14 protein-coding genes are annotated in these 15,581 nt (G+C 67.5%); 2 read left to right on the plus strand and 12 right to left on the minus strand.

The window, feature by feature from the left end:
- Nucleotides 1-30 precede the first annotated feature (30 nt).
- The 10 genes from AC2S9W_RS15295 to AC2S9W_RS15340 all read right to left on the minus strand — a co-directional run bounded on the left by AC2S9W_RS15295 (nt 31) and on the right by AC2S9W_RS15340 (nt 10,788).
- Entirely contained in the window at nt 31-2,079 is a 2,049-nt protein-coding gene (locus tag AC2S9W_RS15295; protein WP_486571225.1) for a TonB-dependent receptor, read from the minus strand.
- A complete protein-coding gene (maiA, locus tag AC2S9W_RS15300; protein ID WP_076075198.1) occupies nt 2,076-2,708 on the minus strand; it encodes a maleylacetoacetate isomerase in 633 nt (210 codons plus the stop codon). Before maiA ends, AC2S9W_RS15295 begins: the two co-directional genes overlap by 4 nt.
- A gap of 72 nt (nt 2,709-2,780) precedes the next feature.
- Nucleotides 2,781-3,803: an SO2930 family diheme c-type cytochrome gene (locus tag AC2S9W_RS15305; protein WP_076075196.1), complete on the minus strand. Its 1,023-nt coding sequence runs from the start codon at nt 3,801-3,803 to the stop codon at nt 2,781-2,783.
- Nucleotides 3,800-5,020 (minus strand): parallel beta-helix domain-containing protein, encoded by a 1,221-nt coding sequence (locus AC2S9W_RS15310; RefSeq protein WP_486571226.1) that lies wholly within the window; start codon nt 5,018-5,020, stop codon nt 3,800-3,802. Before AC2S9W_RS15310 ends, AC2S9W_RS15305 begins: the two co-directional genes overlap by 4 nt.
- A 70-nt stretch (nt 5,021-5,090) precedes the next feature.
- Nucleotides 5,091-6,134 carry an acyltransferase family protein gene (locus AC2S9W_RS15315; protein ID WP_486571227.1) on the minus strand — a complete coding sequence of 348 codons (1,044 nt, stop codon included), beginning with the start codon at nt 6,132-6,134 and terminating at the stop codon, nt 5,091-5,093.
- The gene (locus tag AC2S9W_RS15320; protein ID WP_212597032.1) at nt 6,131-6,829 is read right to left on the minus strand and encodes a GDSL-type esterase/lipase family protein; all 699 of its coding nucleotides are present in this window, start codon (nt 6,827-6,829) and stop codon (nt 6,131-6,133) included. The genes AC2S9W_RS15315 and AC2S9W_RS15320 overlap by 4 nt, the downstream gene beginning before the upstream one ends.
- A gap of 190 nt (nt 6,830-7,019) precedes the next feature.
- Complete coding sequence (locus tag AC2S9W_RS15325) at nt 7,020-7,718, minus strand: aspartate/glutamate racemase family protein (protein WP_212597031.1); 699 nt, start codon at nt 7,716-7,718, stop codon at nt 7,020-7,022.
- A gap of 98 nt (nt 7,719-7,816) precedes the next feature.
- Entirely contained in the window at nt 7,817-9,301 is a 1,485-nt protein-coding gene (locus AC2S9W_RS15330) for an NAD(P)(+) transhydrogenase (Re/Si-specific) subunit beta (RefSeq protein WP_486571228.1), read from the minus strand.
- Nucleotides 9,302-9,360: 59 nt separating this feature from the next.
- On the minus strand, nt 9,361-9,642 hold the full coding sequence (locus AC2S9W_RS15335; protein ID WP_486571229.1) for a proton-translocating transhydrogenase family protein: 282 nt from the start codon (nt 9,640-9,642) through the stop codon (nt 9,361-9,363).
- Between the two features lie 24 nt (nt 9,643-9,666).
- Complete coding sequence (locus AC2S9W_RS15340; protein ID WP_076075180.1) at nt 9,667-10,788, minus strand: NAD(P) transhydrogenase subunit alpha; 1,122 nt, start codon at nt 10,786-10,788, stop codon at nt 9,667-9,669.
- Between the two features lie 365 nt (nt 10,789-11,153).
- Here AC2S9W_RS15340 and AC2S9W_RS15345 point away from each other — a divergent pair, with 365 nt between their 5' ends.
- Nucleotides 11,154-12,584 carry a sigma-54-dependent transcriptional regulator gene (locus tag AC2S9W_RS15345; RefSeq protein ID WP_067106997.1) on the plus strand — a complete coding sequence of 477 codons (1,431 nt, stop codon included), beginning with the start codon at nt 11,154-11,156 and terminating at the stop codon, nt 12,582-12,584.
- Nucleotides 12,585-12,594: 10 nt separating this feature from the next.
- Nucleotides 12,595-13,104: a hypothetical protein gene (locus AC2S9W_RS15350; protein WP_158682220.1), complete on the plus strand. Its 510-nt coding sequence runs from the start codon at nt 12,595-12,597 to the stop codon at nt 13,102-13,104.
- Nucleotides 13,105-13,111: 7 nt separating this feature from the next.
- Here AC2S9W_RS15350 and folP read toward each other — a convergent pair whose 3' ends face one another.
- Entirely contained in the window at nt 13,112-14,242 is a 1,131-nt protein-coding gene (gene folP / locus AC2S9W_RS15355) for a dihydropteroate synthase (protein ID WP_076075177.1), read from the minus strand.
- A gap of 114 nt (nt 14,243-14,356) precedes the next feature.
- The gene (locus AC2S9W_RS15360) at nt 14,357-15,496 is read right to left on the minus strand and encodes a site-specific DNA-methyltransferase (protein ID WP_076075175.1); all 1,140 of its coding nucleotides are present in this window, start codon (nt 15,494-15,496) and stop codon (nt 14,357-14,359) included.
- Nucleotides 15,497-15,581 lie beyond the last annotated feature (85 nt).

Raw genomic sequence — 15,581 nt, forward strand, 5'->3', positions numbered from 1 at the left:
CGCTGTGAAGGTCCGAAGTTACCGTGACGATCAGAAGTTGATGCGCGTGCCGATCCACAAGGTGCGCGGCGTCGCGCGCTCGACGATCCCCGAGGAGGAGATGGCGGCGGGCACCGGCTCGTCGAACAGATTCTCGCCGCGCGCCTCGATCCCGATCACGCCGGAAAGCCGCCACGACAGCCCGGCGTCGAGCGTCAGCGCGTCGCCCAGCCGCTGGAGGCCGAGGTCGTCCTCATTCTGCGCGCCGATATAGCGCAGTGTCGCAAAGCCGCCGAAGGGGCCGCCGCCATTGTCGCGCAGCGACAGGCTGGCGCCGTGCCTCGCGATCTGCGCCGGGCGCCGTCCGTCGAGCGCCGCGGCTGCTCCGGAAGCATCGACGCGCGCGTCGGTATAGGCCCAGGTTGCGCGCAGCACCGCGGGGCCGATCGCCTGCTCGGCGCTGACCTCGACCCCCTTGCTGTCGATTGCGTCGAGATTCTGCCGCTGGCTGTAAGTCGCCCCCGCCGCGACGAAGCCGACGCCGGGGAAATTGCCGGGACCGGTGGCGAGCGTGACGTTGGCGATCGCATTCGACAGCCGGTTCGCGAACAGCGTCGCCGACAGCTTCGTTCCACCGCCCTGCCAATCGGCGCCGACTTCGCCGCCCCACAATCGCTCGGGCTTCAACAGTTCGTTCGCAGCGGTCGCGTCGGCGCCGACGCGGAAGGGGCGATAGAGCTCGTTAAGCGTCGGCAGGCGCCAGCCGCTGTAACCCGCGGCGCGCAGCGAAAAGCCGTTCGCGGTCCAGCGCAGCCCGATGCGCCCGCTGCCTTCCCATCCCTGTCGCGCCGCGAAGGTCGCATCGCTGATCGGCGGGCCGCCGAAATTATACTCGTGCCGATAGCCCGCCGCGAGCCACCAGCGGTCGAGGCGTCCGCTGACGGTCCACAGGAAAGCTTCGTGCGGATCGCCGGAGGTCCATTCGGCGAATGTGCCGAGCGTGTCGCTGCTGCCGCCCGCGACGCGATGGCGGCCGGGGACGAGGCCGGTGAAGAAATAATCCTCCTCGGTACGTCCGACGGTCCGACGCCAGTCGACGCCGACCCGCAGCGGATTGGCGTCGCCGATCGCCGGGCGCAATTCGACGCGCCCGCCGAGTCCGGTCGCGGGCACGCGCTGGAACAGCGCCGGCGCGACGCTGTTCCGATCCGCCGCGACGCTGGCGAAACCGCTGTCGAAATCGCGCTGCTGGACATAGGCGAGCGCCAGCCACTGGGTCGCGCCCGCCGGGTCGTGGACGAAGCGCAGGCTGGCATCGACCCCATCGATCCGGCTGGTGGTGAAATCGACGCCGCGGTCGCGCCGGTCGGAAAAGCCGCGCAGGCTCGCCTCGACCCGGCTGTCGGCGCCCGCGTCGAACCGCAGCCGCACGCCGAGCCCACCCTGCTCATAAGGCGCCGCCCGATCGACCGCGCCGCGCTGTCCCGCCGTTACGGGCACGAAGCCGTCGCCGCGGCTGTAGCGCCCGTCGATCGCGACCTGCCCGGCGCCGAGCCGCGCTCCGGCGCTGAGCGTCGCGTCCCAGCCGTCGCGGCTGCCGTGGGCGAAGCTCGCCTCGATGCCGTCCGCCATTTCGGAATAGAGGCCGATCGTGCCGGCGAGCGCGCCGGGCCCGTCGGCGCCGCTGCCGCCGCCGCGCGCGACGACGATGCCGCCGAGCCGGATCGCGTCATAGGCGCTCCACGCGACCCAGGCGCCGAAGGGGTCGGCCTGCGGCACGCCGTCGAGCGTCACCAGCGCGCGGCTCGACGCATTGCCGCCGAGCCCGCGCAGCGTCACGCCCTGGCTCGTCGGATGCGCGGTGCGTCCGTCGGAGCGCCGGAACTGGACGATCCCCGCCTCGTCGCGCAGCCGGTTTTCGATGCGCGAGCCGAGGCCGGGGTCGAGATCGCGCAGCACCGCCACGCCCTGCGCCCCGTCGCCCGGCGCCGGTCGCAGCAATCCCGCGCCGGTGACGACGATGTCCTGGTCGCCGGTCTCCTCGGCCAGCGCCGTCACCGGCAGCGCCAGCGCCGCGACCCCCGCGAGGAGCCGGATCATGCCGCCTTCACCGCGTCGGGGTGCGCCCGCTGGAACGCGTCCAGCCCCGTGCACGCCGCGTCGATGGCGACGAGCCGCGGATAGGCATCGAGCGGCACATCGAACCGCCGCGCATTGTACATTTGCGGCACCAGGCAGCAGTCGGCGATTCCGGGCGTTTCGCCGCCAAGATAGCGGCCGTCGCCCGCCATCGCCTCGAGCGCGTCGAAGCCCTCGATGATCCAGTGGCGATACCAGCGGTCCTTGGTCTGCTCGTTGAGCCCGAGGTCGCGCTTCAGATATTTGAGCACGCGCAGATTGTTGAGCGGGTGGATGTCGCAGGCGACGACCTGCGCCTGCGCGAGCGCGACCGCGCGCGGCATCGCGTCATCGGGGATCAGCCGCGGTTCGGGAAAGGCGCGGTCGAGCCAGTCGATGATCGCGAGGCTCTGGATGATCGTCTGCCCGTCGGCGACGAGCAGCGGCACGAAGCCCTGCGCATTCTGCGCGAGATAGGAGTCGCTCTTCTGCTCGCCCGCGATCAGGCTGATCTCGACGCGCTCATAGGCGAGTCCCTTCAGATTCAGCGCGATGCGGACGCGATAGCTGGCCGAGGAGCGGAAATAATCGTGGAGGACGAGCGAGGTCATGGCCCGACCTAGGGTCAGTTTGGCGCTCTTGGCAAGCATCCGGCGAAAAGCAGCGGACGGTATGTCCGGCCATCACTCGCCTTTCGGCATCTCCGCTATCCATTGCCGCAGCAGCGCCACGCCTTCCCTGTGCACGGTCGAGCGCCCGATCTCGGGCATCGCGATGCCGGGGTCGAGGCTTTCGAGGCGGTAGATGAGGAAGCTGTGGTCGGGATCGCCGGGCTTTATCGCGAACTCCATCCCGCCGCTGCCGCGTCCCGCGGCGGTCGGGCGCTTGCCGACGCCGTAATTGACGCCCACCGGGTCGGTCCAGCGCAGGAACAGCCCGCTGTTCGACGCGCTACCCTCGGGGTTGTGGCAATAGCTGCAATTGGCGTCGAGATAGGCGCGCGCGCGGTCATGGAGCGATCCGCTCGCCGGATCGTCCCAGCGCGGCATCGGCGCGACCGGCCGCGCCGGGCCGGTCAGGAACCGCGCGACATCGCCGCGCGCCGCCGCCGCGCCGAAATCGATGTTCGCCGCCTTCGGCCCGATCGGGACGATCGCGCCCGCCTTGCTGTGGCATTCCTTGCACTGATTCTTGTTGGGCACCGCGTACCGGATGCTGTGCGCCTCGCCGTCGGGGCTCCGGAACGTCACCGGAACCCGCCGCCCGGCCAGCGCCAGCGTCGCGTCCTTCCCATCGGCGTCCCAGATATAGGGCAGCGCCGCCCAGCCGTCCGCACGGTGGATCAGCAGCCGCGTCTCGAGCGGAGCGCCGCCCGCCCGGTCGGGCCAGCCGAAACTCTTGACGATCACGGTGCCGAGCGGAAAGGCGATCGCGCCATCGTCGGCCACCTCGGCATGCTGGCCCGGCGGGATCCAGATCAGCCGGTGCTTCTCGGCATAGTCGCTGAACAGCGGGGTGTGCAGCGTATAGGGCAGCAGACCGCCGACCGGCTCGCTGGTGCCGACGCGAAACAGGCCGAATTCGGACAGTTTGCGCGGCATCGTATCGCCGTCGATCACCGCCTGCTGCGGCCCCGGTTCGGACACCGCGACCGCGCCGCTCGCACACAGCAGCGCGGCGGCCAGCGCGGCGGCGACGCGCCTCACCGGACCTTCGCCTCCATCGCCGCGGGCAGCGTGATGCCGGGAAGCGGCGTCGGCGCCTCGCCTTTCAGGTCGGCGGGCGACGGCTTCGCTTCGCTCTGCGGCGTCGATACGTCGGGCAGGTTCAGCGACAACACGCCGACGTCGTCGTTGACGATCGCGCTCCCCGCACCGTCCCACAGCACCGGGGGGATCGCACCGCCCATCGCCGCCGCGATCTCCGCCCCGCCCGGAAACGCCGGTGCGAACCCGGCCTTGCCATGCTCGTTGTTCCACGCGGCGATGTCGCGGGGCAGCGGCTGATATTTGTCGTCCTGATAGGGATAGCGATAGCCGACGATCATCACATTGGCGGTGCCGTTGTTCTCGAACACATTGTCGAATATCTCGACCCGGCTGTTCGCCATCACCAGCACGCCGGTGCCGGTGGGGACGCTCGCGACGATATTGCCCTTCGGTGCGAAATTGGGGGTGCTGTTGTCGTTGACGACATTGTCGAAGACGCGGACATTGTGCCCACCCTGCTGCGGCAGGCTGGGCAGATCGAAGACAAGGATGCCGCCGGTGTTCTTCGTCGCGACATTGTCGTGGACGTCGGCGTCGAAGCTGTTCTCGATCTCGATCCCCGCGACATTTTCCGTCGCGATCGAATCGCGCACGACGATATTGCGCGACTGGCCGACATAGATGCCCGCGTCCGACGCGCCACGGACATAGACGCTGTCGATGAGCACGTCGCGGCTCTCGACCGGATAGACGCCATAGGCGCCGTTGGTCTCCTTCGGCCCCGCGGTCCATTCGACGCGCAGCCGGTGATAGACGATGCGATCGGCGCCCTTCGACTTGATTCCGTCGCCCTTGGTGTTGAGCACCGCGAAATTCGTCAGATACACGTCGTCGGAAGTGACGAGCAGTCCCTCGCCCGCCCCCTGCTGGTCGGAGAAATCGAGGATCGAGCCGGTGCCGTCCTTCGTCCCCGCGCCGCGCAGCGTGACCTTGTCGACATCGAGCGAGAGCCCGTCGGTCAGCTTCCACACACCGGCGCCCAGTTCGACGATGTCACCGGGCTCGGCCAGGATCAGCGCTTCCTGCAACGCCTCGTTGGCGTCGGGACCGCCGGCCGCGACGGATATGGTCTTTGCCTCCACGGGGAAGGCCGCGAGCATCGCCACGGCGGCGATCCCAAGGCCAAGGGCGTGCGGCAGCTGGTGGACTCGCATCTCTTTCTCCCATCCTATCGCGCCGATCATGGGACAATCGCGCGGCGCTGCCAAGCCCGGCGGCGGCGGATCAGCCGGACGGCGCCCGCGCGGCAAGCGGGGTGCGGACGCGCGCGGCCCACGCCGTCAGCCGGCGCTTCATCCACGCCGACACCGGGCGCTCCCAATAATGGGTCAGCAGATGCGCGAGCAGCAGCGCACAGCCCAGCGCGACCGCGAACGACACCCAGGGTCCGACCCCCAGCTCCTGCAGGTGCGCGATCAGCGCATAGCCGAGCATCTGATGCGTCAGATAGAGCGCATAGGAAATGCCGCCGAGCCAGATCAGCGGCCTCGCAAGGCGTCCGGGCTGCCAGCGGGTCAGGCAGGCGAAGCTCATCGCCAGCACGATCAGGCCGACGACGATCAGCCCGTGCCAGCCATCGTAAAGCGCCTCGACCAGCGGCGTCGCGGGCAGGATCGCCGCCTGCGCGAGCGAAAAGCCGCGCGTGCGCAGCAGGTAGAGTGCCAGACCGCAGCCGAACAGGTCGGCATATTGGTTGAGCATCAGCAGCAGGTGCAGCGGATGCGGGATATAGGGCGCGGCGACAGAAAACAGCGCCGCCCCAGCCACCATGTAATGCGGCAGGATCGAAACGATCCGCGCGCCGCCGAGCCGCAGGGCGGTGAAGAGAAAGGCATAGAAACCCAGCTCATAGGCGAGGCTCCAGTAGACGCCGTCGACCGCCCCCACCCGCACGAAGGACTGCATCATCGTCAGGTTGATCAGGAATTCGCCCGCACTGACGCTGTAGGCGATCCAGTGCGAAGAGGTCAGCACCGCGAAGGTCAGCAGGCAGGCGAGCCAATAGACGGGATAGAGCCGCGTGAAGCGCGAGATCAGGAATTGCGACGCACTGCTGCGTTCGAGCGACATCAGGATGACGAAGCCCGACACGACGAAGAACAGGTGGACGCCATAGCCGCCCGCTTCGAAGGCGATGGGGATCGGCCGCGCTGCCGGGGCGAAGCGCGGCAGGATGACGCTGTAGTGGAACAGCAGCACCGCGAGCGCGGCGAGGCCGCGCATGATATCGAGGCTCTGGAGCCGGATTTTCGGCGCCTCACCGCTCATCGCGCCGCCACCGGCAGGCCGTTGATCGCAGCCGCCACCACCAGTCCGCCGGCACGGTTCAGGTGCAGGCCGTCGCCGCTGTCGTAGGCCGGCCGGAGTGCGCCGTCGGCACCGGCAAGCCCGGCGGTCACGTCGACGAAGCGGCAGCGCGCGCGGCACGCCTGCGCCAGCAGCGCATTGGTCCGCGCAATGGCGCGCTGCAGGTCGTGCCGGGGCGGCTTCGCTCCAACAGGTGCGATCGATACGAGCCGGATCGGAGTCGGGGCCGGGATGGCGGCCTCCGCCTGCTCGAACGCCGCGCGCACCGCTTCGGGGTCGCGGCCGCGCAGCAGGTCGTTAACGCCGGCCCACAGCACCACCGCCTTCGCCTCGCCCGGCTGGCGATAGTCGGCGATGCGCCGCGCGACGTCGCGCATCGTGTCGCCGCCCGCGGCGAAATTATAGGCGGGCATATCGAGCGCCGCGGTGTCGAGCCGCTGCAACTGGCTGTCGCCGACCAGCAGTAACCGGCCCGGCGCCGCGTCGGCGTCGATGGCGCGGAACAGGCGGTGGCTTTGCGCGCCATAGGCGCTCGGTTCGGGCTGGAGCCACGACGCGCGCCAGCGCTGCGCGTCGATCAGGTCGGGGCGCAGCAGCGCGAGCGCCACGATCCCGTGCAGGACCGCGATGTAGACAAGAGCCAGAGCAACCCGCACGCGTTCGAAACACCCCCACCCACAACCGGTCCCGATCGGCCCTGGAGTGCGTTCGGTTTTGATGGAATCAAAACCGGCACTCCAGATTCTTGTCTTGCCGCGTTTTCCGAGCCGTCAGGCGGTTCCGCCTGACTTGAAAACACTCTAGCGGTCCGGCCTTAAGAATCCGATACCGTCGCGCGGCGGCGGCCTACGGTTCGTCGCCCAGAATCCAGTCGATGCCGGCGGCGACGTGGATGCGCGTCGTGTCGTAGATCGGCAGCACATTGGCGTCGGGATCGACGAGCATGACCAGTTCGGTGCAGGCGAGCACCAGCGCCTGCACGTCCTGCTTCGCAATGTCGGTGATGATCGTGCGCATCGTCCGCCGCGAATCCTCGGTCACGCGGCCCTGCATCAGTTCGTCATAGATGATGCGATCGACCGCGTCGGCGCTGTCCGCGTCATAGGGCGCGAGCGTCAGCCCGTGCCGCACCAGCCGCTGGCGGAACCACGGCTCGGTCATCACGTTGCGCGTGCCGATCACCGCCGCGGTCCGGATGCCGTCGGCGCGCATCTTCGCGCCCGTTTCGTCGACGATGTGGATCAGCGGGATGGCGATCGCCGCCGCGACCTCTTCGGCGACCTTGTGCATCGAATTGGCGGCGATCATCAGCGCCGTCGCTCCCGCCTTTTCCAGCCGCCGCGCCGAGGCGATCAGCACCTCCTGCGCGTGCGCCCACTGTTCGGGCGTCGTCAGCCGCGACAGGTCGCAATAGTTGAGGCTCTCCATCAGGATCGGCGCCGAACAGCTCGATCCGATGCGTTTCTGCAGTCCCTTGTTGAGGTGGCGATAATAGAGCTCGGTGGAGGCCCAGCTCATTCCACCGATCAGGCCGATCTTGCGCATCGTGAATATTGTCCCTCTTTCGTCATCCTGGCGACGCCGGGATCGATAACGGTTTCAAACCGATAACGATCCCGCTTTCGCCGCCGCGACGGTCGAGGTCAATGGCCGCTGCCGCTGAGCGCCTTGACGATGTCGTCGGCCATCTTCTTCGCATCGCCGAGCAGCATCATCGTCTGGTCCATGTAGAAGACGTCGTTGTCGACCCCGGCATAGCCGACGCCGCCCATCGAGCGCTTGACGAACAGCACCGTCTTCGCCTTCTCGACGTCGAGCACCGGCATGCCGTAGATCGGCGACGTCTTGTCGGTCTTCGCCGCCGGGTTGGTCACGTCGTTGGCGCCGATGACGAAGGCAACGTCGCACTGGGCGAATTCGTTGTTGATGTCCTCCAGTTCGAACACCTCGTCATAGGGGACGTTCGCCTCTGCCAGCAGGACGTTCATGTGGCCCGGCATGCGCCCCGCGACCGGGTGGATCGCATATTTGACGTTGACGCCTTCCTTCTTGAGCAGGTCGGCCATCTCGCGCAGCGCGTGCTGCGCCTGCGCGACCGCCATGCCGTATCCGGGGACGATGATGACATTGTCGGCCTGGCTCATCAGGAAGGCCGCGTCGTCGGCGCTGCCCGGCTTCCACGGCCGCTGTTCCTTCGCGGCGCCGCCCGCCGAGGAGGTGTCGGCGCCGAAGCCGCCGGCGATCACGCTGATGAAGCTGCGGTTCATCGCGCGGCACATGATGTAGGACAGGATCGCGCCCGACGAGCCGACGAGCGCGCCGGTGATGATCATCGCGGTGTTGCCGAGCGTGAAGCCCATCGCCGCCGCCGCCCAGCCCGAATAGCTGTTGAGCATCGAGACGACGACCGGCATGTCGGCGCCGCCGATCGGGATGATGAGCAGGAATCCGATCAGGAAGCTCAGGCCCGTGATCGTCCAGAACACCCAGCCCGACTGGTCGGTCAGGAAATAGCCGATCAGGCCGAGGATCGCGGCGAGCGTGCCGAGGTTGATCAGATGGCGCAGCGGCAGCATGATCGGCGCGCCCGACATATTGCCGTTGAGCTTCAGGAAGGCGATCACCGATCCCGAAAAGGTGATCGCGCCGATCGCGACGCCCAGCCCCATCTCGACCCGGCTGACGGTGAAGATTTGGCCCAGTTCGTCGGCGATGCCGAACGCGCCCGGGTTCAGATAGGCGGCGGCGGCCACCGCCACCGCGGCGAGGCCGACGAGGCTGTGGAACGCCGCGACGAGCTGCGGCATCGCGGTCATCGCGATCTTGCGCGCCATCACGATGCCGATGACGGCGCCGATGCCGATCGCCGCCAGAATTTCGCCCAGCGCAACGAAGTCGATCGTGGACGTCTCGTGGGCGGGAAGGCCCGGCGTCGAAGCGATATTATCGAACGGCACATGGGTGATCAGCGTCGTCACGACCGCGATGATCATGCCGATCATGCCGAAACGGTTGCCGCGCCGCGCCGAGGCGGGACTCGACAGGCCGCGCAGCGCGAGGATGAAGAGGATGCCCGAGGCGAGGTACGCCAGCGCCACCCAGGGATTGATCGGTGCTACTTCGTGCATGCTAATTCCCCCGTCGGGCCGTCCGTCGACGGCCCGTCAAATCCATGAATCGCAGCGCCTCAGCGCTCCTTCTTCTTGTACATCGCAAGCATGCGCCCGGTGACCGCGAAGCCGCCGAAGATGTTGATGCTCGCCATCACCACCGCGGCGAGGCCCAGCCATTTCGACGAGGCGGAGCCGGCCGCGGCGCTGGCGATCAGCGCGCCGACGATGATGACCGAGGAAATCGCGTTGGTGACGCTCATCAGCGGCGTGTGCAGCGCCGGGGTCACCGACCAGACCACGAAATAACCGACGAAGCAGGCCAGAATGAAAATCGAGAAAATCGCAATGAAATCCATGTTATATCTCCCGATCTTCCTTGACTACCCGAGCAACCGCTCGTTCACGACCTTGCCGCCCTGCGTCAAGCGGACGGCATTGCCGATCTCTTCGTCGAGTACCGGCCTTCCCTGTTCCTTGTCCCAGAAGGCGGAAAGGAAGTTGAACAGGTTGCGGCTGAACAGCGCGCTGGTGTCGGCGGGCATCAGCGCGGCGATATTCTGCGCGCCGATCACCGTGACCCCGTGAATCCGCTTCGTCTCGCCCGACACCGATCCTTCGACATTGCCGCCGCTTTCGGCCGCCATGTCGACGATCACGCTGCCCGTGCGCATCGTCGCGAGCTGCGCGTCGCTGATCAGGCGCGGCGCCGGGCGTCCCGGGATCAGCGCGGTGGTGATGACGATGTCCTGCTTGGCGATATGCGACGACACCAGTTCGGCCTGCGCCGCCTTATATTCGTCGGACATTTCGGTCGCATAGCCGCCCGCGCCTTCGCCCTCGATCCCCGCCACGCTTTCGACGAAGATCGGTTTGGCGCCGAGCGAGAGGATCTGTTCCTTCGTCGCCGAGCGCACGTCGGTCGCGCTGACCTGCGCGCCCAGGCGGCGCGCGGTCGCGATCGCCTGAAGCCCCGCGACGCCGACGCCCATGATGAAGGCCTTGGCGGCGCTGACCGTGCCAGCGGCGGTCATCATCATCGGAAAGGCGCGGCCATAGGCGTTCGCCGCCATCAGCACCGCCTTGTAACCGGAAAGGTTCGCCTGGCTGGAAAGGATGTCCATCGACTGCGCGCGGGTGATGCGCGGCATGAACTCCATCGCCAGCGCCTCGAGTCCGAGCCTGGCATATTCGTCGACCCGCGCCCGCTCGCCGAACGGGTTCAGCCCGGCGGCGAGCCACGCGCCATCGGCGAAACCCGACAGACCCTGCGGATCGGGCCCCTGGATGGCGAGGATGATCCCCGCGCCCTTCAACACGTCGGCACGCGATGCGACGCTCGCACCGGCGGCGGCATAGTCGGCGTCGGCGATCGAAGCCCGTTCCCCTGCCCCGGTCTCGACGGCAACTTCAGCGCCCAGGCCGATGAATTTCTTCACGGTTTCCGGGGTCGCGGCGACACGGGACTCGCCGGGGGCGAGCTCCCTCAGGACAGCAATGCGCATGCGGTCGTGCGTCAGGAGATCAGCAGGACGACGACGATGGCCACGATGCCGGTGGCGATCGCGCCGACCTTGAACAGGCTGAGGAAGCCCGAATAGGTTTCGTTCGCCGCCTGCATTTGCTGTTCCGCCATGGCTTTTCCCCTTGCCTCTTCCCCGTCGAAGGCGCGCGGAAATGCGGCCCAGAATCGGGTCTCGCGCCGGTCTTAGCCACGCCTTTCGCGATGCTCAAGGCCCGCTTTGCCATCATGGCACCTTGCGGCACGCCCGAAAGCCCTTAATCGCCCCTTTACTCCTGTCCGCTACAAGCCTGCATCAAAGCGGAACACTTCCGCGGGGACCGGCGGCAAAGGACGGATTCGAGGGCGATGGCAAGCACGCGCGACACGCGAACGGTGATGATCGTCGACAGCGAGCCGGCGCAACAGCGCTTTCTGTCGGCGCTGGCGTCGCGCGGCGGCTGGCGCAGCGTCATCGCCGCCGATACCGACACCGCGCTCGCCCGGCTCGGCACGCAGGACGGGATGGCGCTCGACGCGGTGCTCGTCGATCAGGGCGTGCCCGGCCTGCCGCTCGGCGAGTTCGTCGGCGAACTGCGCCGCTGGCGGCCCGCGCTGCCGCTGATCGTCATCACGATGCGCAACGGAGTCGAAGCGGCGGTCACCGCGATGCGCGCGGGCGCGAGCGATTTCGTGCAGAAGCCGATCGCCCCCGACCGCCTGCTCGGCGCGCTCGACCGCATCGCCTCGCCCGGCGGTCCGCAGGGCGAGCTTCGTCCGCTCACCGAAAAGCTGCGCGCGCCGCTGGCGTTCGAGGAAATCATCGGCTCGGCGCCCAATTTCCGCAGCGCGCTCGCCATCGCCGCCAAGGCGGCGCGCGCGCGCGTGCCGGTGATGATCAACGGCCGCACCGGGACCGGCAAGGAAGTGTTCGCCCGCGCGATCCACGGCGCCTCGCCGCGCGCCCGCGGCCCGCTCGTCATGGTCGACTGCTCGGCGGTATCGCCAGGGCTGATCGGATCGGGCCTGTTCGGGCACGAGCGCGGCGCCTTTCCCGGCGCGTTCGACCGTCAGGTCGGCCGGCTGGTCCAGGCCGACGGCGGCAGCCTGATCATCGATCATGTCGAATGCATCCCGCTCGAGACGCAGGCGAAGCTCGTCGAGTTCCTGAACAGCGGCGAAGTGCAGATGATCGGCGGCTCGATCCGCCAGAGCGTCGATGTGCGCATCATTTCGACCAGCGCGAGCCCGCTCGACAAGCTGATCGAGGCGGGGCATTTCCGCGAGGACCTGTTCTATGCGCTGTCGGCGGCGCAATTCACCCTGCCCGCACTGTCCGAGCGGCGCGGCGACGTCGGGCCGCTTGCCCGCCACCTGCTCGCCCGCATTGGCGGCCTGCCCGGCATGGGGCCGATCGGCGTCACCGACGACGCGCTGCGCCTGCTCGCCGCCTATGCGTGGCCGGGCAACGTCCGCCAGTTGCAGGACGTGCTGTTCCGCGCCGCGGTCGCCAGCGAGACCGACGTGCTGACAAGCGCCGATTTCAAGGCGATCGAGGCGGCGCTCGGCGGCAGCGCGTCAAGCGGCAGCGACGTCGCGATCAACGGCGAGGCAATCGGCATCACCCTCTATCTGCCCGACGGCAACCTGCGCCCGCTCGAAGAAATCGAGGCCGACGTCATCCGCCTCGCCATCGGCCACTACCGCGGCCGGATGAGCGAAGTCGCCCGTCGGCTCGGGATCGGGCGCTCGACGCTCTATCGCAAGCTGAGCGATCTGGGGATCGACACGGCGGCGTGAGAAACCAGAGATGAGATATGACAATCCGCCGAGCAGCGACGCCTTATATCTGGGCGATGGCGAGTGGATGAGTTGGGAAGACTTCGGCGAAGATGAAGAATTCGACGAAGATCTTGAACAATCTGAAGCGCGCGAAGCACTTTCTGATCCCGATCCCCGTCTCATAGAAATCTTCGACCAATTACTCGATACGGCAAGGGATTATCACAACCTCACCGGTAAGCATCTGCAAGTTTATGGCGATCTCGGCGAGCTACATGGCGCAATAAAATATGGAATCCGGCTTCACCGGAACTATGCGCAGGGTTCAGATGGTCGATTGGGAAATGACCTGATCGAGATCAAGACCATTAGCCCAATCAAATCGACGAATGTTATCGAATTGAATTTCAGCCGAAATTTCAGCAAGGTTCTCATCGTCAAAATCGATGAGAATTTTAAAATTCATTCAAAGCTGATCGAACGCAAATCTCTTCGCAAGAAGCAAGGCAAGAAGCGCATCCGCTGGAGCGCATTTTAGCGAACCGTCACCCCGTCAGCGCCGCATCCCTGAGCCCGCGCCAGACGCGCAGCGCCTGCCGGGTTTCCGCAACGTCATGGACGCGCAGCAACTGCGCGCCTAGCGCCGCCGCCTGATAGTGGAGCGCGATGCTGCCGCCGAGCCGCTGATCGACGGCGGCTTCATTGTCGAGCGCGCCGATCATCCGCTTGCGGCTGGCGCCGAACAGGATCGGACAGCCGAGCGTGTGGAACAGCGCCAGCCCGCCCACCAGCGCCAGATTGTCGGCGACCCCCTTGCCGAAGCCGATGCCCGGATCGACGATGATCCTCGCGGGGTCGATCCCCGCCGCACGGCACGCCGCGACGCGGTCGGCGAGCATGTCGTAGACGTCGAGCAGGACGTGGTCATAGCGGGCGCCCTCGTGCGGGTCGCTCTTCGCCGAGGGCGCGTGCATCAGCACCACCGGGCAGCCGGCGCGCGCGACGACCTCCATCGCGCGGTCGTCGTAGCGCAGCGCCGAAATATCGTTGACGATGCCGGCACCCGCGGCGAGCGCCGCCTCCATCACCGCGGCCTTGCGCGTGTCGATCGATACCGCGACACCGCCCTTCGCCAGCGCGGCGACGACGCCCTCGATGCGCCCGATCTCGTCGCCTTCCCAGACGAGCGGCGCGCCTGGGCGCGTCGATTCGCCGCCGACGTCGACGATCGCGGCGCCTGCCGACGCCATGGCGAAACCGGCATCGGTCGCGGCGGCGGCATCGACATGCTTGCCGCCGTCGGAAAAGCTGTCGGGGGTGACGTTGAGGATGCCGACGATCTGCGGCTCGTTCAGCCGCACCGTGCGTTCGCCGAGCGCCAGCACGGCGCGGGGCCGACAGGTGGCGGCGCGCTGCGCGGTCGCCGCCTCGGCCAGGCGGTCGGGCATCGCGGCGATCCAGTCGTCCAGTTCGGGGACCGGAACGATCGCCGACCGGACGGCATCGCCGTCGCGCAGGCTGACATGCCACGCGGCGAACCACAGCATCGTGTCGGCGATGCGCAGACAGCCGTCGCCGAGTTCGTGCGGCCGGTCGATGAAGCAGGCGGGGCGCAGATAGATGCGAGCGCCCTCCCCCGTCGCGCCGAGGTCGGGCTTGGTCAATGGAGCGAACATCCGCCTCCCCTTCTCCGTTCGTGCTGAGCTTGTCGAAGCACCGTTCTTCCTTTGTGGGGTTGAAGAGAAGGACCGCCCTTCGACAAGCTCAGGGCGAACGGATTTGGAGGATGGCTACGCCTCGTTTGCGAGCAGCCAGTCCTGCCGCACCGCGTCGATCACGCGCAGTTCCCGGCCATTGTCGAGGTGCCAGAAGGTCCAGCCGTTGCAGCTCGGCGCGCCCTGCACCGCCGCGCCGACCTTGTGAATCGAGCCCGCGGGCTGGCCGTCGCAATCGAGGCTGCCGTCGACGCGGACGGTCGCCTTCCAGCGCCGCTTGGCATCGGTGAGCCGCGAACCTGGCGCGATCATCCCGCATTCGACGAGCGTCCCGAAGGCGACGCGCGTCGCCGCCTTGGGCGCCATCATCGTCCGCACCGTGCTTTCGTCGAGCGGCAGCGCCATTTCGATGCGCTCCTTCGCCGCGGCGATATAGCCGTCCTCGCGCTCGATGCCGATGAAATGGCGGCCGAGGCGTTTCGCGACCGCGCCCGTCGTCCCGGTGCCGAAGAAGGGGTCGAGAACGACGTCGCCGGGGTTCGAGCAGGCGAGCAGGATGCGATAGAGCAGCGCCTCCGGCTTCTGCGTCGGGTGCACCTTGTGCCCGCCCTTCTTGAGCCGTTCCTGGCCGCCGCAGATCGGGATCAGCCAGTCCGACCGCATCTGCAATTCGTCGTTGAGCGTCTTCATCGCGCGATAATTGAAGGTATAGCGCGCCTTTTCGCCCATCGACGCCCAGATCAGCGTTTCGTGCGCGTTGGTAAAGCGCGTACCCTTGAAATTGGGCATCGGGTTTGCCTTGCGCCAGACGATGTCGTTGAGGATCCAATAACCCTGATCCTGCAGCGCGGTGCCGACGCGGAAGATGTTGTGGTAGCTGCCGATCACCCAGACGCTGCCATTGGGCTTCAGGATGCGGCGCGCCTCCGCGAGCCAGGCGCGGGTGAAGCGGTCATAGGTGCCGAGGCTGTCGAACTTGTCCCAATCGTCGTCGACCGCATCGACCTGGCTGCCGTCGGGGCGATGGAGGTCGCCGCCGAGTTGGAGGTTGTACGGCGGGTCGGCGAAGATCATGTCGATCGACGCGGCGGGCAGCGAACGCATCATCGCGATGCAATCGCCCTGCAGGATGCTGTCGAGCGGCAGGTCCGCGACGGCCTTCGCTGCCGCACGCTGCTTCGCGACCGGACCCTCGACCCGTTCCATCACACCCATGATCCGCCCCTGCTTCCGTTCGAAAGAAGGCCTTGATGAGTCCCGCGGAGTCCGCCGTCAAGCCCGGGATTCCGAGGAATCCGCC

Source organism: Sphingopyxis sp. 550B, from assembly GCF_057401805.1.

Bases quoted from the DNA above. Each gene is read 5' to 3' on its own strand.
- folP (WP_076075177.1), bottom strand. From the start codon at position 14,242: ATGTTCGCTCCATTGACCAAGCCCGACCTCGGCGCGACGGGGGAGGGC.
- AC2S9W_RS15330 (WP_486571228.1), bottom strand. From the start codon at position 9,301: ATGCACGAAGTAGCACCGATCAATCCCTGGGTGGCGCTGGCGTACCTC.
- AC2S9W_RS15315 (WP_486571227.1), bottom strand. From the start codon at position 6,134: ATGAGCGGTGAGGCGCCGAAAATCCGGCTCCAGAGCCTCGATATCATG.
- maiA (WP_076075198.1), bottom strand. From the start codon at position 2,708: ATGACCTCGCTCGTCCTCCACGATTATTTCCGCTCCTCGGCCAGCTAT.
- AC2S9W_RS15335 (WP_486571229.1), bottom strand. From the start codon at position 9,642: ATGGATTTCATTGCGATTTTCTCGATTTTCATTCTGGCCTGCTTCGTC.
- AC2S9W_RS15360 (WP_076075175.1), bottom strand. From the start codon at position 15,496: ATGGGTGTGATGGAACGGGTCGAGGGTCCGGTCGCGAAGCAGCGTGCG.
- AC2S9W_RS15295 (WP_486571225.1), bottom strand. From the start codon at position 2,079: ATGATCCGGCTCCTCGCGGGGGTCGCGGCGCTGGCGCTGCCGGTGACG.
- AC2S9W_RS15310 (WP_486571226.1), bottom strand. From the start codon at position 5,020: ATGCGAGTCCACCAGCTGCCGCACGCCCTTGGCCTTGGGATCGCCGCC.
- AC2S9W_RS15340 (WP_076075180.1), bottom strand. From the start codon at position 10,788: ATGCGCATTGCTGTCCTGAGGGAGCTCGCCCCCGGCGAGTCCCGTGTC.
- AC2S9W_RS15345 (WP_067106997.1), top strand. From the start codon at position 11,154: ATGGCAAGCACGCGCGACACGCGAACGGTGATGATCGTCGACAGCGAG.
- AC2S9W_RS15325 (WP_212597031.1), bottom strand. From the start codon at position 7,718: ATGCGCAAGATCGGCCTGATCGGTGGAATGAGCTGGGCCTCCACCGAG.
- AC2S9W_RS15350 (WP_158682220.1), top strand. From the start codon at position 12,595: ATGAGATATGACAATCCGCCGAGCAGCGACGCCTTATATCTGGGCGAT.